Origin of the sequence: Streptomyces dryopteridis (assembly GCF_049606955.1) — a bacterium.
Taxonomy (GTDB): Bacteria; Actinomycetota; Actinomycetes; order Streptomycetales; family Streptomycetaceae; genus Streptomyces.
On sequence record NZ_CP187113.1, the window covers coordinates 3,485,840 to 3,501,206 of the forward strand.

Sequence of the window (15,367 nt, forward strand, 5' to 3'; positions counted from 1 at the left end):
CGAATACGACCAATGCTCCGATCAGGTTCGATCGCGGCCGAAACCGTATCCCCGCGTGAGGTGGACCGTTTCGCTCGTTGTGGGCCCCGAACCGGGGTCGGACATCGAAGAGAAGGTGCACTTCCCATGAACACTGCCAAGAAGGCCGCCATGGTCCTGGCCACCGCCGGTCTCGCCGCTGCGGGCGCCGCCGGCACCGCCGCCGCCGACTCCTCCGCGGAGGGCGCGGCCGTGGGTTCCCCCGGTGTCCTCTCCGGCAACCTCGGTCAGGTTCCGGTCCACGTCCCGGTCAACGTCTGCGGTGACTCCGTGAACGTGATCGGCGCCCTGAACCCGGCGTTCGGCAACACCTGCGTCAACGACTGACGACGCTCCCTCCGGTCCGCCGGAGATCGCGCCCCTCGGGGCGCGGCACCACTGACAGTGGGGGCCACCGGAATCCCGGTGGCCCCCACTGGCGTTTCCGCGACCGTCAGCCCTGGCCGCCGAGGCCGTTGTTGATGTGCATCCCGCCGAGGAGGCCGGGGGCGGCCTCGCCGAGCAGGTTGGCCGCGCCCAGCGCGGTGCCGGGCAGGTCGTTGCGGGCCTTGTTCACGGCGGCGGCCGTGCTCACCACCTTCTCCACGGTCTGGTCCTGCTCGGCGAGGGCGTTGCCCGCGTGCTGGGTGAGCCCCTCCGAGACCGGGGTCGCGGCGGCGATGAGCTCCTCGGCCCCGCCGGTGAGGCTCATCGGCACGGCGGCCGGGGCGTCCGCGGCGAGAGCGGGGGAGGCGGCCACACCGAGAGCGGCCACGGAACCGACGACCGCCGCGGCGACCTTCGCGTACTTCATTGTCGAAATCCTTTTCCAGCGGAGACCGTCGCACCGCTTTCGACGTGAGCAACGATTCGTCACCCGTACGGAAACCCCGTTGACCGATCTCTTCCGAACGGCCACCGGAACGGGCGAGGAAACGGCCGAAGAATATCCTCGAAGGATTCTCCGGCCGTGGGTTTTTCCGATGAGAGGAGGCGTCGTATGACCGTTTCTCAGGCGACCCGTCCGCGCCGGTAGAGAATCGCGCCGCCGAGCAGCAGGGCGGAGGCCAGGGCGGCGGCCGCGGCGGGGGAGCCGAGGCCGGTCTCGGCGAGCTGCGGCGGGCCGGTGCGGACCACGGTGGTGGTGGTCGGGCCGCCGGGGGCGGGCGCGGGGGTGTCGACGACCGGGGCCGGCGGGGTGCTCGTGGGCGGGGTCGCCACGGGCGGTGCGCTGACGGGCGGGGCGCTGACGGGAGGCGCGGCGACCGGCGGGGTCGTCACGGGGGGAGTCGCCGCGGGGGGCGCGGTGACCGGGGGCGTGCTCACCGGCGGGGCGGTGACCGGGGGCGCGGTGACCGGGGGTTGGCCGAGGTCGGGCAGGGTCGGGACGGAGGGCAGCGTGGGCGGGGTGACCTCGGGGACCTGCGGGAGGGGCGGCAGCTCGGCCCGCGGGGGCGTCCGGGGGGTCTCGGGCGCCGGCTGCGGGGCCTCGGGCTGAGAGGTCTCGGGCTGAGAGGTCTCGGGCTGGGGGGTCTCGTGCTGCGGGCGGGGCTCGGGGACCTCGCCGGGGAAGGGGCCCGAGGGGGTCTCGGCGACGGGCGGGGCGGCCGGGGGCTGCTCCACGACCGGCGCGGGCTGCTCGGGCGCGGGCGCCGGCGGCGGGGTGACGGGCGGGGGCACGGGCGGCAGGTGCTCGTGGACCGGCGGGTGTTCGAGGACGGGGGCCGGCGGCAGCGGCGCGGGCGGCGGGAGCTGCTCGTGGGGGTGCGGGGGGACCGGGCCGGGACCGGCGTGCTCCTCGTCGCACTCCTCCCGCTCCTCCTCGTGGCCCTCGTCGTCGCCGTACCCGCCGTAGCCGCGGTCCTCGTGGCGCTCGGGGGGCCGCGGCTGCCAACGGGGCTGCTCGTACCCGCCCTGCCCGCCGTGGCCGGCCTGGTCGCCGTAGCCGCTCTGCCCGCCGTAGCCGCCCTGGCCGCCGTACCCGCCGTAGCCGCCGCTCTCGCGGTCGTGGAGGTACTGGCGGAAGGCGGCGGCGTGCTCGGGGCTCAGGTGGCGCTCGAACTCGGCCTCCTCGACGTGGTGCGGCGCGGAGGTCCGGGCCGGGGCCTCGTGCGTGGCGCAGTCGTTGCCGAAGGCGGGGTTCAGGCCGGCGCCGGCGTCCACGCTGTTGCCGCACACGTTGGGGGCGAAGGTGATCGGCACGGAGACGCTGTTGCCGGAGAGCACGCCGGGGGAGTGGGAGACCTCCGCCGCGGCCGTCCCGGCGTAGGCGGCTCCGGTGGCGATCGACAGCAGGCTGGACGCGGCCGCCGCGGTGAGCACCCCCTTGCCCAGTACCTGTCGGCTCAGTACCTGTCGTCGCATGGGCCCTTCCCTGTCTGGATCGAGGTCTGCATCGAGGTGAAAAGAAGGACGGCCCCGGAGTGCACCGCCGTGCACTCCGAGGCCACCTTGAGGAGGTCCGCCCTCACGGGCGTCGAGCGCGGGGCGCTCGGTCAGGCGTTGACGCAGGTGTTGCCGAACGAGGGGTTCAGCAGCGCGATCACGTTCACGGTGTTGCCGCACACGTTCACGGGGATGTGGACGGGAACCTGGATGACGTTGCCCGAGAGGACACCGGGGGAGTGGGCGGCGACGCCCTCGGCGCCGGCGTCGGCGATGGCGGGGGTGGCGGCACCGGCGGCCATGAGGACACCCGCGAGCGCGGCAGCGGCCTTCGTGTACTTCATTTCTTTTCGATCCTTCCCACACCGGTGTATGCCGCATTCGCGACCCTCGCGCTGCGCGCACGGTTCTCACCGTCCGTCGACACCGTTGCAGGAATGACAACGAGCGATTCGGGGAAAAGAAACCGCCCGGCTTCGGGGGAGTTTTCCCGGTTCACCCTGATCGCCCTGTCGGTCTTTGTGAATTCCAGGGCAATGCGCGGGCGGCGAAACGGTAATTCTTTTCCTCGTGTTCGAGCGGCCCCGGGCGTCCGGGGCCGGACGCGGCGAGGCCGCCGCGACCCGATGGGTGCGGCGGCCTCGCGCGATGACGCGGTGCGTCGGATCAGCTGCCCGAGGACACGTTGCCGGAGAGGACCGGGATGTTGTCCAGGATGTGGGAGAGCGGCTCGTCGCCCTTGGCCTGGGTGGAGTTCTCGGTGCACTGCTGGTTCATCGGGTTGGACAGGACCGGGATGTCCTGGACGCCGACGTTGACCAGGGCCAGGATCGACTGGGCGTTCACCTTGGCCGGCAGGGCGATGCAGGGCTTGTTGAACGAGCCCTGGATGAGCGCCATCTGGGGGCTCATGTTGCCGTAGGTGGCCTGGTTGCCGTAGATCTGGGCCGAGTTGTTGCCGTTCGTGGTGTTGATGCCGTTGTCGTTCCCGATGGCCATCGCCTGCGGGGCCATGGCCGCGCCCATGCCAACGACGGAGGCGGTGACCGCCGCGGAGGCCATGATCTTCTTAATCACTGTGGTCCCTTTTCTGCATGATTGCCCGGTACAGGAGCACTCGGATCAACTGCCCGCGTCCGGCTCGGGTTGCGTGTCTTCACCCGGATGCCGACGTTTCGCGGGCCGCTGTTGACGCCTCAGGCGTTCACGCAGGTGTTGCCGAAGGCGGGGTTGAGGATCCCGATCACGTTTGCGGTCAGGCCACACACGTTCACCGGCACGTCGACCGGGATCTGGCCGAGGTTGCCGCTCGCGACGCCGGGGGAGTGGGCCGCGAAGCCCTCGGCGGCGGCGCCGTCGACGCCGTGCGCGGAGGCGACGCCGGCGGCGCCCATCAGCACCGTCAGGCCGGCCAGGGCCGGGGTCGCGGCGCGGAGCAGCGTCTTCTTCATCGGGATATTCCTTTCGGTTCGAACAATGGTGCACCCCCATAACGACGCTCCCGGCGGCAGGGTGCGACACGTCGCCCAAAAGGCCGTACAAGCGAGTCCGACGTGATTTCCGGCCCGCTTTCTGACAAAGTGCGAAACCGGTTTTGCCCTCTTGATCGAATATGGAGACGAGGGTCATGGGGTCCTGTCGGAGAATCCTGGGCGTGCTCGGCCTGCTCTCCTCGCTCGCGCTTTCACCCTCCGTTCCCGCCGCCGCCCGGGCGGTGTCCCCGGTCGGCGAAAAGGCCGACATTCCGCTCACCCGGCGTTACCAGGCCGTCCGCCACGGCGGGCTGGTCAGGGCCTCGAACTCGGCGATCTCCTGTCGCGCCGGGGTGGCCCCGGTCCGGCCCGGCGCGCCGAGCTGCGCGGCGGCCCGCGCGGGCGCCCAAGCGGCCAACGGCTCGTACGAGATGTTCTACAGCGACCTCGACGACAACCCCGACACCTACAACACCACCCGCGCCGAGCTGCGGATCCCGGCCGGCGCGAAGGTGGAGTACGCCCGGCTGTACTGGGGCGGCAACCTCCGGGTCGGCGAGCAGAAGCCGCCCGCCGACAACGGGCGGGTGCTGATCGCCGAACCCGGCGGCGCCTACCGCGAGGTCCTCGCCGACACCCTGATCGGGCACCGCACCGACTCCGGCCGGGACGCCTACCAGGCATCCGCCGACGTGACCCCGCTGGTGCGCTCCGCCGGCTCGGGCCTGTGGACCGTGTCCCAGCTCAACGTGGCCATGGGCAACACCCCGGTCGGGGCCTGGGGCGGGTGGACGCTGGTGGTCGCCTACGACCACCCGCGCGAGCCGCTGCGCCGGGTGAGCCTGTGGGACGGGTTCGGGCCCGCCGGCGAACTCGGCCCGCTCCGCCTCGACGGGCTCGGGGCGCCGCCCGGGGCCGCCGGACGGGTGGGCCTGGTCGCCTACGACGGCGATCCCGGGGTCCGGGGGGACTCGCTGACCGTGACGGCCGACCGGGGGGCCTCCCGCCGGCTCGGCGACGCCGTGAATCCCCCCGACGACGTCCTGAATTCCACGATCTCCGAATTCGGCCGTCACTCGACAGGACGACAACCCGAATATCAGAACACCCTCGGCTACGACGCCGACCTCCTCGATCTGGGGCCGGCGCTCACCCGCGGCGCCGACACCCTCGAATTCCGCCTCGACGGCGCGAACGCGTCCCCACTCCTCGGGGTGCTCTTCACTCAGACCGACGTGCGCCCCTGAGGCCACCGAACGAGAGTCCCTGCCGTGCCCTCTCCCTCGACCGCCCTGACCGTCCTGCACCTCACCCAACCCGTCGAGGGCGGCGTCGCCCGCGTCGTCCACGACCTCGTGCGCGCCCAACGGGCCGCCGGCATGCGGGTGTTCGTCGGCTGTCCCGACGAACCCCGATTCGACGCCGCCCTGCGCGCCACCGGCGCCGAGGTGCTGCCCTGGCGCGCCGGCCGGTCGCCCGGACCCCGACTGGCCGCCGAGACCCTGGCCGCCGCCCGGCTCGTGCGCCGGCTGCGGCCGGACGTGCTGCACCTGCACAGCGCCAAGGCCGGGCTCGCCGGCCGGCTCGCCGCCCGCGGCGGCGTGCGCACCGTCTTCCAACCGCACGCCTGGTCCTTCGACGCCGTCACCGGCCGGACCGCCGACCTCGCCCGACGCTGGGAACGCCTGGGGGCCCGCTGGGCCGACCGGGTGGTCTGCGTCAGCGAGGCCGAGCGGCAGACGGGTGTCGCGGCCGGTGTGGACGCACCGTGGAGCGTCGTGCGCAACGGCGTGGACCTCGACCACTACCGCCCCGAACTCCCCGATCCCGAACGGGACCGCGAGGCCGCCCTGGCCCGGCTCGACCTCCCGGCCGGATTCCGGGGCCCCGGACCCCTCGTGGTCTGCGTCGGACGACTGTGCGAACAGAAGGGTCAGGACGTGCTGCTCGCGGCCTGGCCGGAACTCCTCGGGACGGTGCCCGAGGCCCGACTCGTCCTGGTGGGCGACGGCCCGGCGGGTGAGGAACTGCGCCGAACGGCCCCCACCGGGGTCCACTTCGCGGGCGCCGTGCCGGACCCCAGGCCGTGGCTCCGGGCCGCCTCCCTCGTTGTACTGCCGTCGCGCTGGGAGGGCATGGCGCTCGCCCCGCTCGAAGCGATGGCCTGTGGCCGGCCGGTCCTGGTCTCCGACGTCAGCGGCGCCCGGGAGAGCCTGCCGCCCGGCCACGTGCGGCGCTGCCTGGTCCCCCCGAGGGACCCGGCGGCACTGGCCAAGGCCCTCGGCGACCTGCTGGCCGACCCCGGCGCCCTCGCCGGATTCGGCCGGGAGGCCCGGCAACACGCCCGGACCGAATTCGACGTGCGGCGGACCACGGACGCGGTCACCGGCCTGTACCACGAACTGCTGGGCAGGTCCCGGCCCTTGAACCAGGAGCGCAACAGCCGATGACCATGGACAGCGCACACGCACCCCACCCGGGGAGGGGCGGGGGCACCCCACCCGCCACGGCCGTCCGCCGCTCCGCCCCCGCCATCCACCCACCGCGCGGACCCCGTTCGGAACAGGCCCGCCCCACCGTCCGCCCCCAACGCGTACGGCGCCGCGAGACCGTCCTGCCCTGGCTGACCGCCGACGCGCTCGCCGTGTTCGGCACCGCCGCCGCCCTCCCCGGGCTCGCCCTGCCGATCGAGACCGCCGTCCCGCTGACCGTCCTGCTCGCCGGACTGCACGCCCAGGCCGGGCTCTACCGGCCCCGGCTCGCCCCCTCCGCGCTGCTCGACCTGCCCGCCCTCGCCGGCCGCGCCGCCGTGCTGTGGGCCCTGACCGCCGGGGTCGTCGCCGCCGTCGACCCCCGCCAGGCCCTCGCGTGGGGTCCGCTGCTGACCGCCGTGGCCCTCCAGACCCTGCTCGCCTGCGCGGGCCGGGGCCTGGCCAACCACCTGCGGCGCCGCGCCGGACTGCGCCGCCCCGTCTCCGCCCTCGTGGTCGGACCCGCCGGCGGCGCCCAACAGATCGCCGCCGCCCTGCACGGCCGCCCCGAGTTCGGCCTGCGCCCGGTGGGCCTGGCCGACGCCGGCAACCCCGGCGGCCCGGTGACCGCCGCGATCGCCACCGTCCTCCCCGCCGAGGCCGCCCTCGCCGCGCTCCCCGCCCCCGCCGACGGCTCCGCCCCCGGGGCCGCGACCGGGACCGCGACCCCGACGGAGGAGCCCGCCGCCAACGCCCTGCCCCGTCTCGACAGCCACGAGGACATCCGCCGCGCCGTCATCCAGAACAGCGTCCGGCACGCCGTCTTCACCCGCCCCCCGGAGGCCGACGAGCGCACCGCCGCCCTGGTCCGGCTCTTCCACGACCACGGCTGCCGCCTCTGGGTCGCCGACCCGACCGGCACCGCCAAGGTCACCGGCATGCGGGTGCCCGAACCCCGCGACCAGCTCTGGGGCCACGCCGTCCGCCCGCTGCTGCCCCGCCCGCACCGGATCCTGGCCCGCCAGGTCAAGCGGGGCATGGACGCCGCGCTCGCCGGCGCCGCCCTGCTGTGCGCCGCCCCCGTCCTCGGGGCCTGCGCCCTCGCCGTCCGGCTCGCCGACGGACCCGGGGTGATCTTCCGTCAGGAGCGCATCGGGCTCTACGGACGCCCCTTCACCCTGCTGAAGTTCCGCACCCTGCGCGCCGACGAACACGAGTCCGCGACCCGCTGGACCGTCGCCGGGGACCGGAGCATGAGCCCGGTCGGATCCTTCCTGCGCAAGTCCTCCCTCGACGAGCTGCCGCAGCTGTGGAACGTGGTGCGCGGGGACATGAGCCTGGTCGGGCCCCGCCCCGAGCGGCCCTTCTTCGTCGCCAAGTTCTCCACCGTGCACCCCGGGTACGAGGCCCGGCACCGGATGCCCGTCGGCATCACCGGACTCGCCCAGATCAACGGCCTGCGCGGGGACACCTCCATCGAGGACCGCGCCCGCTTCGACAACCACTACATCGACACCTGGTCCCTCTGGCAGGACCTGTGGATCCTCATCCGCACCGCGGCCGGGTTCCTCGGCTTCCGACTGGGGGGCAGCTGAGATGAGCACCGACACCGTTTCACGTGAAACAACGGCTGTTTCACGTGAAACAGCGCCGGCCGCCGCCGTCGGCGGGCCGCTGATCCGGATCGAGGCCCCGCCCCGGGGCGCGGCGGCCGTGCTGCGCCGCCACTGGGCCCTGCTGCCGCTGGCCGCGACCGTGCTCGCGCTGCTCGCCCCGGTCCCCGCCGGGGACGCCGCCACCTCCGGCAAGGTGGGCCCCGCCGACGCCTTCTCCTTCCTGCTGGTCGCGGTCTGCGGACTGCGGGCCCTCCAGGGCCGGGTCCGACCCTTGGGCCGGCCCGCCGCGATCGTCTTCGGGATCGCGGCCCTCGGACCGGCCGTCGCCACGATCACGGCCGGCGACCCCGGGGCCGCGCTGCCGGGCCTGGTCCGCTACCTCCAGGTCTTCGTGCTCGTGCCCGTCGCCGTGATCCTGCTGGTCGTCGACGCCTTCGCGTTCCGGCTGGTCGCCGGCTGCTTCATGGTGCTGGCCCTGGCCCAGGGCGCCTTCGGCGTGGTCCAGTTCGCCACCCACACCGGCGCCTCCTACCAGGGCGAGGACATCCGCGCCGTCGGCACCTTCGGGCCCGGGGACGTGATGGGCATGGCCACCGTGGTCGCCTACGGGCTGATCGCGGCCGCCGCCCTCGCCCTCGCCCCCGGCGCCTCCCCCCGGGTGCGGCGGTTCGCGCTGATCTCCGCGTGCGCCCTGCCCGTGCCCCTGGTGCTCTCCTTCAGCCGGGGCGCGTGGATCGCGACCGTCGTGGCCGCCCTCCTCGTCATGGTCCTCGCCGGGATCCGCCGCGCGCTCGGCGTGCTCGCCGCCCTCGCCGCCCTCGGCGTGGTCCTCGTCGGCGGGCTCGGGCTCGGCTCCGAGATGGTCGCCGAACGCCTCTCCTCCATCACCCAGGTGGCCGGCGCCCCCGACCAGTCCGTCGTGGACCGGTACACCATGTGGGCCGCGGCCCAGGAGATGTGGCGGGAGAACCCGGCCGCCGGGGTCGGCCTCAAGGGCTTCCCGGCCTACCGCGACTCCTACTCCTCCATCGCCCTGTCCGCCGGCTCCGACACCGCCGGCGCCGGACAGGGCTTCGTCAAGCAGGCCCTGCTCTCCCCGCACAACATGTACCTGCTGGTCCTCGGCGAACAGGGCCTGATCGGCCTGACCGCCCTGGCCGGCGGATGGATCGCCCTCCTCGTCGCCGGGGTCCGCCGCTTCCTCGCCGAACCCGGGGCCCGGGACTGCGGCCTGGTCGCCGTCGGCCTCCTCGCCTGGCAGCTCACCGACTTCCTCTACGCGGACATCGGCGGCCCCTCCACCGTGCTCACCGGGGTCATCATCGGCCTCGCCGGATGGTGGGCCCTCGGGGTCCGGGCGGGCACGGCCGGCAGGTGACCGACACGACGCCCTGGCGGCCCGCGCCCTCCACCCCGGAGGGCCCGGGCCGTCCGTCGCGCCCGGGGCGCCCCGCCGAGGCCCCGGGCACCGTCGTGCCCGCGCCCACCCTGGCCGCCGACCCGCCCGCGCCGGCGGCCCCCGGCGACGGGGACGGGGCGGGCGGGGCCCGACTCGGCCGGACCCTGGCCAAGGCCGCCGCCGTCACCGCCTCGCTCACGGCGGCCGGCGCGGTCCTCGGCCTGCTCCGCGACCAGAGCATCGCCCACCTCTTCGGCGCGGGGCACGACAGCGACGCCTTCCTGGTGGCCTGGACCGTGCCCGAGATGGCCTCGACGCTGCTGATCGAGGACGCCATGGCCCTGCTCATGGTGCCCGCGTTCAGTCACGCCCTGGCCCGCCGCGCCGCCGCCCGCTCCGGACTGACCCGGGCCGAGGCCCGGGCCGTCGACCCCGTGCGGCTGCTGGTGCTGGCCACCCTGCCCCGGCTGCTGCTCCTGCTCGCCGTCGTCACCGGCCTGCTCGTGCTCGCCGCCCCCGTCGTGGTCGGGGTGCTCGCGCCCGGCCTGCCCGATCCCGAACTCGCGATCCGCTGCACCCGGCTGACCGCGCTGACCGTCCTCACCTTCGGCGTGGCCGGCTACTTCAGCGCCGCCCTGCGCGCCCACCGCTCCTTCCTGCCGCCGGCCGCGATCTACGTGGCCTACAACGTGGGCATCATCGGCGCCGTGTTCGCCCTGCACGCGGCCTGGGGGGTGCGGGCGGCGGCGGCCGGGGTGGCCGTCGGCGGCCTGTTGATGATCCTCGTGCAACTGCCCGCGTTCGTCCGGCACGTGGGACTGCCCACCCGGCGCCGGCGCCCGCCCCGGGGGGAGCAGCGGGACCGGGACCGGCCCACGCTGATGGCGCTGGGCCTGATCGCCCCCGTCATCCTCTTCGCCGTGTTCCGGCAGTCCCAGGTCCTCGTCGAGCGCTTCCTCGCGGCGGCCCTGCCCGCCGGCGCCATCTCGCACCTGAACTACGCGCAGAAGGTCGCGCAGATGCCGATGGTGCTCTCCCTGATGATCGCCACCGTCACCTTCCCCGTGGTCGCCCAGGCCATGGCGAGCGGCGAACGGGACAAGGCCCGCCGCCGGGTGGAACAGGACCTCGCGCTGGCCGGGCTGACCGTGCTGCTCGGCACCGCGATGGTGATCGGCTACGCCCCGCAGATCATCGAGGTGCTCTTCCAACGCGGCGCGTTCACCGCCGAGGACACTGCCGCCACCGCCTCCGTGATGCGGGTCTACGCCCTCGGACTGCTCGGCCACTGCCTGGTCGGGGCCCTGTCCCGACCCTTCTTCTCGGCCGCCCGCCCCACCTGGTTCCCGATGCTCGCGATGGGCGTCGGACTCCTCGTCAACATCGCCGTCGGGGTGCTCGCCGCCGGCTGGTGGGGCACCTGGGGGATCGCCGCCGCCAACGCGGCCGGCATCTCCACCACCGCGGCCCTGCTGCTCTTCGGGATCGGCTCCCGGATCGTGCCCATCCGCGCCGGCCGGGTGGTCCGCGAACTGGGCCGACTCGCCCTGGCCGCGACCGCCGCCGCCGCGACCGGCCTGCTCGCCGGCCCGCTGGTCCCCGACGCGCTGCTGAGCGTGGCCCTGGGCGTGTTCCTGGTGCCCGCGATGTTCGTCGCCACCGGCATGGCCCTGCGCGCCCCGCAGGCCCTCGCCCTGCCCGCACTCCTCGCCGGGGCGGCCCACCGCCTCCCGCGAGCCCTCAGACACCGTCTTCCCACGAGGTTCCGCGATGACCGCTGAGACCCTGCCCGCCGGCCTCCCCGGGCCCCGACCCGCCCGCCCGCCCGGGGCCGTGCCCTGGGTGCTGATGTACCACTCCGTCACCGCGATCGCCTCCCCCGACCAGGACCCCTACGGCATCACCGTCACCCCCGAGGTGCTCGACGCGCAGTTGCGCCGGCTGGTGGGCCAGGGGCTGCGCGGGGTCTCGATGGGCGAGCTGTGGGCCGCTCGGGCCGCCGGGCGGGCCGCCGGACTGGTCGGGCTCACCTTCGACGACGGCTACCGCGACTTCCTGGAGCACGCCCTGCCGCTGCTGGCCCGGCACCGCTGCACCGCCACCCTGTTCGTGCTGCCCGGCCGGCTCGGCACCGACAACGCCTGGGACCCGCTCGGCCCCCGCAAGCCGCTGCTCGACGCGGACGAGGTGCGCGAGGCCGCCGCGGCCGGCACCGAGATCGGCTCCCACGGCATGCTGCACCGGCACCTCACCGGACTCCCCGACGCCGAGCTGACGGCGGAACTCGTCGACAGCCGGGCCGCCCTGACCGAACTGACCGGACGGGCGCCCGAGGGCTTCTGCTACCCGTACGGCTCCCTGGACCGGCGGGTCCTGGAGGCCACCCGGGCCGCCGGCTACGCCTGGGCCGTGGGCATCGACCCCGGCCCGCTGGCCGGGGACCCGCACGCCATCGCCCGCACCCACGTGAGCCAGGCCGACGGACCGGCCCGGCTGCTCGTCAAACAGGCCCGCCACCGGGCCCGCGAACTGCGCCGGGGAGTGTTCGGCCGATGATCGAGACCGGGGGCGCCACCCCCTACCGCAAGGGCGCGGGCCAGGGCTCGCCCAAGGTGCTGCACGTGATCACCGGGCTCGGGGTGGGCGGCGCCGAACAACAACTGCGGCTGCTGCTGCGGCACCTGCCGATGCGGGCCGACGTGCTCACCCTCACCAATCCCGGGCCGGTGGCCGAGGGCCTGCGCGCCGACGGGGTGCGCGTCCTGGACCTGGGCATGAACGGCAACCGGGACCTGGGGGCGCTGCCCCGACTGGCCCGGATCGTGCGGCGCGGCCGCTACGACCTCGTCCACACGCACCTGTACCGGGCCTGCGTGTACGGCCGGCTCGCGGCCCGGATGGCGGGGGTGCGGACCGTCGTGGCCACCGAGCACTCGCTGGGCGAGGCCGAGATCGAGGGCCGGCCGCTGACCCGGGGGGTGCGCGGGCTGTACCTGGCGAGCGAACGGCTGGGCTCGGCCACGGTCGCCGTCTCCGACACGGTGGCCGGCCGGCTGGTGGGCTGGGGGGTGCCGGCCGACCGGATCGCGGTCGTGCCCAACGGGATCGAGGCCCTGCGCTTCCGCTTCGACCCGGCCGTGCGGGAGGCCACGCGGGCCCGGATCGGGCTGCCCGCCGACGCGTTCGTGGTCGGCGGGGTCGGCCGGCTGGTGCCCGGCAAGCGCTTCGACGTCGCGGTCCGCGCGGTCGCGGCGCTGCCGGCGGCCCGGCTGGTGCTGGTCGGCGACGGACCCGAACGGGCCCGGCTGCGGGCCCTGGCCGGTGAGCTGGGGGCGGCGGACCGGGTGCACCTGCTCGGCGAACGCGACCCCTTGGGTGCACGCGGGGGTCCGGCCGTCACCCCGGGGGTGCCCGAACTGTTGAGCGCGATGGACGTGTTCGTGTCCCCGTCGAAGGAGGAGGCGTTCGGATTGGCGGTCTTGGAGGCGCTGGCGGCGGGCCTGCCGGTGTTGCACGTGACCTGCCCGGCCGTCGACGACCTGCCGCCCGAGGAGGCGCCGGGCGCGCTGCGGATCGGACCCGACGCGGGCGCGTTGGAACGGGCGCTGCGCGAGTGCCGGGACGCGGGCGCGCGACGCCGGCCGGTGCCGCCGGTGGTGCGCCGCTACGACATCGTGCGCAGCGCCGAGCTGTTGGCGGAGGTCTACGCGCGGGCCTGGTCGGGCACCCCGGTCGGGCCCGCGGGCGCGGCCGGCTGCGGGCGCCGGGCGGAGCCGGGGGCGGCGCGGGTGCCCGGCCCGACGGCCCCCGCCCGCCCCGGGGCCGGGATCGGCGCGGACCCGGAGTCCGCCGCCGGTCCGTGATCGCCGCTCCCCCCAGACCCGCCGGTCCGTCCCCGGACCGGCCCCCTCAGGTCCCGACCGCGCCGGCCGGATCCCCGGCGCACGGCCGTGTCCCCCACCCCCGCGGGCGCTGCCCCCGCAGCCGCCCGTCCCTCTCCAGGAAGTGAGTGAGCCGCAGATGGCCGACAACCCCGCGAACCCCGCGCACACCGCGAACCCCGAGACCGCCGATGGGCGGCGCTCCCGCAAGGGGCGGCTGTCCGTGCTGCCCGTGTGGTGGCCGCTGCCGGCCTGCGCCGTGCTCGGGCTCGCGGCGGGCGGCGCGTACGGGGTGCTGAAGACCCCGCAGTACGCCGCCACCAGCTACGTCGTGGCCGTGCCCGACGACGACACCGAGCCGGCCACGGCGCAGGGCTTCGCGCAGGCGTACGCGCGGATCGCGACCAGCCAGTCCACCCTGGCCTACGCCCAGCCGCGGGCCGGGGTGTCGGCGAAGAAGCTGCGCGCGCAGGTGCGGGCGGAGACCTCGCCGGAGTCCCCGATGATCGCGATCACGGGCACCGACGGGGACCCGGCGAAGGCGGCGGACATCGCGAACGCGGTCGCCGACGCCCTCTCGCTCAGCAGCAACCAGGCCGCGAAGAACACCGGCGTGCAGTTGTTGATGTTCAACCAGGCGGTGGCGCCGCCGGAGTCGATCTCGCCGTCCGCGCCGATCAGCGCGGCCGTGGGGATGTGCGCGGGCGGGCTGCTCGGCGGGTTGGCGCTGCTGGCCGGCCCGGGGGCGCGCGGCCGGCGTCGGGAGGACGGCGAGGGGGCCGAGGGCCTCGCCGGGGTGCCCGCCGGGTACGCGCCGGTGTACGCGCCGGTCGCCGGGGTCGGCTTCGGGCCGGTCGCGGCGCTGCCGGCGCAGGCCGAGGGCGGGGCGGCGGCCAAGGAGAAGGAGTCGGCCCGATGAGCGGGCGGGCGGCGGGCGGACCGCTGACGGTCACGCTGTGCCGGGACCCGCGCCGGTTCGCGTCGATGGAGGAGGAGTGGAACCGGCTGGTGCGCTCCTGCCCTTCGGCGACCCCGTTCCAGCACCACGCGTGGCTGCACTCGTGGTGGCTGAGCTACGGGCACGAGGGCCGGCTGCGGGTGGTGCTGGTGCGGCGCGGGGACGGCCGGTTGGTGGCGGCGGCGGCCCTGACGCTCGTGCACCGGCCGTTGCCGCTGCTCGTGCCGCTGGGCGGGGAGATCACCGACTACTCGGACGTGCTGGTGGACGCCGAGCACGCGGACCGGGCGGTGCCGGCGCTGGCCGAGGGGCTGCACCGGGCCGCGCGGGGCGCGGTGGTGGACCTGCGGGAGGTGCGCCCGGGGGCGGCGGCGGAACGTCTGTACGCGCACTGGCCCGGGGAGCGCAGCACGCTCGCGGACTCGGCGTGCATGGAGCTGCCGGCCGTGCCCTTCGAGGAGCTGGTCAAGCGGATGCCGACGGCGGGTGCGCAACGGGTGCGGGCCAAGCTGCGCAAGACCGACGCGGCGGGGCTGGAGGAGCGGGAGGTCACCGAGCAGGAGGTGCCGCGCGCGGTGCGGACCATGCTGCGGCTGCACGAGAAGCAGTGGCGGGGCCGGGGCGTGACCCCCGAGCACCTTCGGCCCCGGTTCGCCGAGCACCTGACGCGGGCCACCCGGCGCATGGTGCGCTCGGGGGACGGGCGGCTGACCGAGTACCGGCTGGACGGCAAGGTGGTCGCGTCGAACGTGACCCTGCTGTCGGCGGGCCTGTCGGGCGGCTACCTGTACGGGGCCGATCCGGACCTGCGCTCGCGCCGGGTGGACGTGGCGACGCTGTTGTTGCGCCACGAGACGGCGCGGGCGGTGGCCGAGGGCCGGCCGGTGGTCAGCTTCCTGCGCGGCAACGAGCCGTACAAGAACCACTGGCGGCCCAGCGTGGTGGTCAACCAGCGGATGCTGTTGGCGACCAGCGCCCTGGCCCCGCTACTGCGGCTGCGGCGGGCGCAGGTCACGGGGCGGGACCGGATGGCGGACGCGGTACGGGAGACGGTGCCGGCGGCCCGCGACTGGCGGGCCCGGCTGAACGATCTGCGCGCCCGGTGAACGGGGCCCCGAAGGACCCGTCCCGGGGCGGCCGGGCCCGCCCCGGGACGGGCCCGGGGCG

At 75.3% G+C, this 15,367-nt stretch carries 15 protein-coding genes; 10 read left to right on the plus strand and 5 right to left on the minus strand.

Features of this window, described 5'->3' with window-relative positions; translation table 11 throughout:
- Positions 1 to 126: 126 nt before the first annotated feature.
- Positions 127 to 366, plus strand: coding sequence for a chaplin (locus ACN20G_RS14940; RefSeq protein WP_424213267.1), 240 nt, complete (start codon positions 127 to 129; stop codon positions 364 to 366).
- Positions 367 to 472: 106 nt separating this feature from the next.
- Here the strand turns inward: ACN20G_RS14940 and ACN20G_RS14945 are convergent, their stop codons facing one another.
- From ACN20G_RS14945 to ACN20G_RS14965, 5 genes are all read right to left on the minus strand, one after another.
- Complete coding sequence (locus ACN20G_RS14945; protein ID WP_424213268.1) at positions 473 to 832, minus strand: hypothetical protein; 360 nt, start codon at positions 830 to 832, stop codon at positions 473 to 475.
- Positions 833 to 1,029: 197 nt separating this feature from the next.
- A complete protein-coding gene (locus ACN20G_RS14950; protein WP_424213269.1) occupies positions 1,030 to 2,382 on the minus strand; it encodes a chaplin family protein in 1,353 nt (450 codons plus the stop codon).
- Positions 2,383 to 2,513: 131 nt separating this feature from the next.
- The gene (locus ACN20G_RS14955) at positions 2,514 to 2,747 is read right to left on the minus strand and encodes a chaplin (protein WP_424213270.1); all 234 of its coding nucleotides are present in this window, start codon (positions 2,745 to 2,747) and stop codon (positions 2,514 to 2,516) included.
- 322 nt (positions 2,748 to 3,069) lie between these two features.
- Positions 3,070 to 3,480 carry a rodlin gene (locus tag ACN20G_RS14960; RefSeq protein ID WP_424213271.1) on the minus strand — a complete coding sequence of 137 codons (411 nt, stop codon included), beginning with the start codon at positions 3,478 to 3,480 and terminating at the stop codon, positions 3,070 to 3,072.
- Positions 3,481 to 3,599: 119 nt separating this feature from the next.
- Entirely contained in the window at positions 3,600 to 3,854 is a 255-nt protein-coding gene (locus ACN20G_RS14965; protein ID WP_424213272.1) for a chaplin, read from the minus strand.
- A gap of 176 nt (positions 3,855 to 4,030) precedes the next feature.
- Here ACN20G_RS14965 and ACN20G_RS14970 point away from each other — a divergent pair, with 176 nt between their 5' ends.
- The 9 genes from ACN20G_RS14970 to ACN20G_RS15010 all read left to right on the plus strand — a co-directional run bounded on the left by ACN20G_RS14970 (position 4,031) and on the right by ACN20G_RS15010 (position 15,306).
- Positions 4,031 to 5,122 (plus strand): DUF3344 domain-containing protein, encoded by a 1,092-nt coding sequence (locus ACN20G_RS14970; protein ID WP_424213273.1) that lies wholly within the window; start codon positions 4,031 to 4,033, stop codon positions 5,120 to 5,122.
- Positions 5,123 to 5,146: 24 nt separating this feature from the next.
- Entirely contained in the window at positions 5,147 to 6,325 is a 1,179-nt protein-coding gene (locus tag ACN20G_RS14975; protein ID WP_424213274.1) for a glycosyltransferase, read from the plus strand.
- Positions 6,326 to 6,327: 2 nt separating this feature from the next.
- The gene (locus ACN20G_RS14980; RefSeq protein ID WP_424215515.1) at positions 6,328 to 7,941 is read left to right on the plus strand and encodes a sugar transferase; all 1,614 of its coding nucleotides are present in this window, start codon (positions 6,328 to 6,330) and stop codon (positions 7,939 to 7,941) included.
- 1 nt (position 7,942) lies between these two features.
- Positions 7,943 to 9,340: an O-antigen ligase family protein gene (locus ACN20G_RS14985; RefSeq protein WP_424213275.1), complete on the plus strand. Its 1,398-nt coding sequence runs from the start codon at positions 7,943 to 7,945 to the stop codon at positions 9,338 to 9,340.
- On the plus strand, positions 9,337 to 11,142 hold the full coding sequence (gene murJ / locus ACN20G_RS14990; protein WP_424213276.1) for a murein biosynthesis integral membrane protein MurJ: 1,806 nt from the start codon (positions 9,337 to 9,339) through the stop codon (positions 11,140 to 11,142). The genes ACN20G_RS14985 and murJ overlap by 4 nt, the downstream gene beginning before the upstream one ends.
- A complete protein-coding gene (locus tag ACN20G_RS14995) occupies positions 11,132 to 11,917 on the plus strand; it encodes a polysaccharide deacetylase family protein (protein WP_424213277.1) in 786 nt (261 codons plus the stop codon). Before murJ ends, ACN20G_RS14995 begins: the two co-directional genes overlap by 11 nt.
- Positions 11,914 to 13,224, plus strand: coding sequence for a glycosyltransferase (locus ACN20G_RS15000; RefSeq protein ID WP_424213278.1), 1,311 nt, complete (start codon positions 11,914 to 11,916; stop codon positions 13,222 to 13,224). The genes ACN20G_RS14995 and ACN20G_RS15000 overlap by 4 nt, the downstream gene beginning before the upstream one ends.
- Positions 13,225 to 13,381: 157 nt before the next feature.
- Positions 13,382 to 14,161: a YveK family protein gene (locus tag ACN20G_RS15005; RefSeq protein ID WP_424213279.1), complete on the plus strand. Its 780-nt coding sequence runs from the start codon at positions 13,382 to 13,384 to the stop codon at positions 14,159 to 14,161.
- A complete protein-coding gene (locus tag ACN20G_RS15010; protein WP_424213280.1) occupies positions 14,158 to 15,306 on the plus strand; it encodes a GNAT family N-acetyltransferase in 1,149 nt (382 codons plus the stop codon). Before ACN20G_RS15005 ends, ACN20G_RS15010 begins: the two co-directional genes overlap by 4 nt.
- Positions 15,307 to 15,367 lie beyond the last annotated feature (61 nt).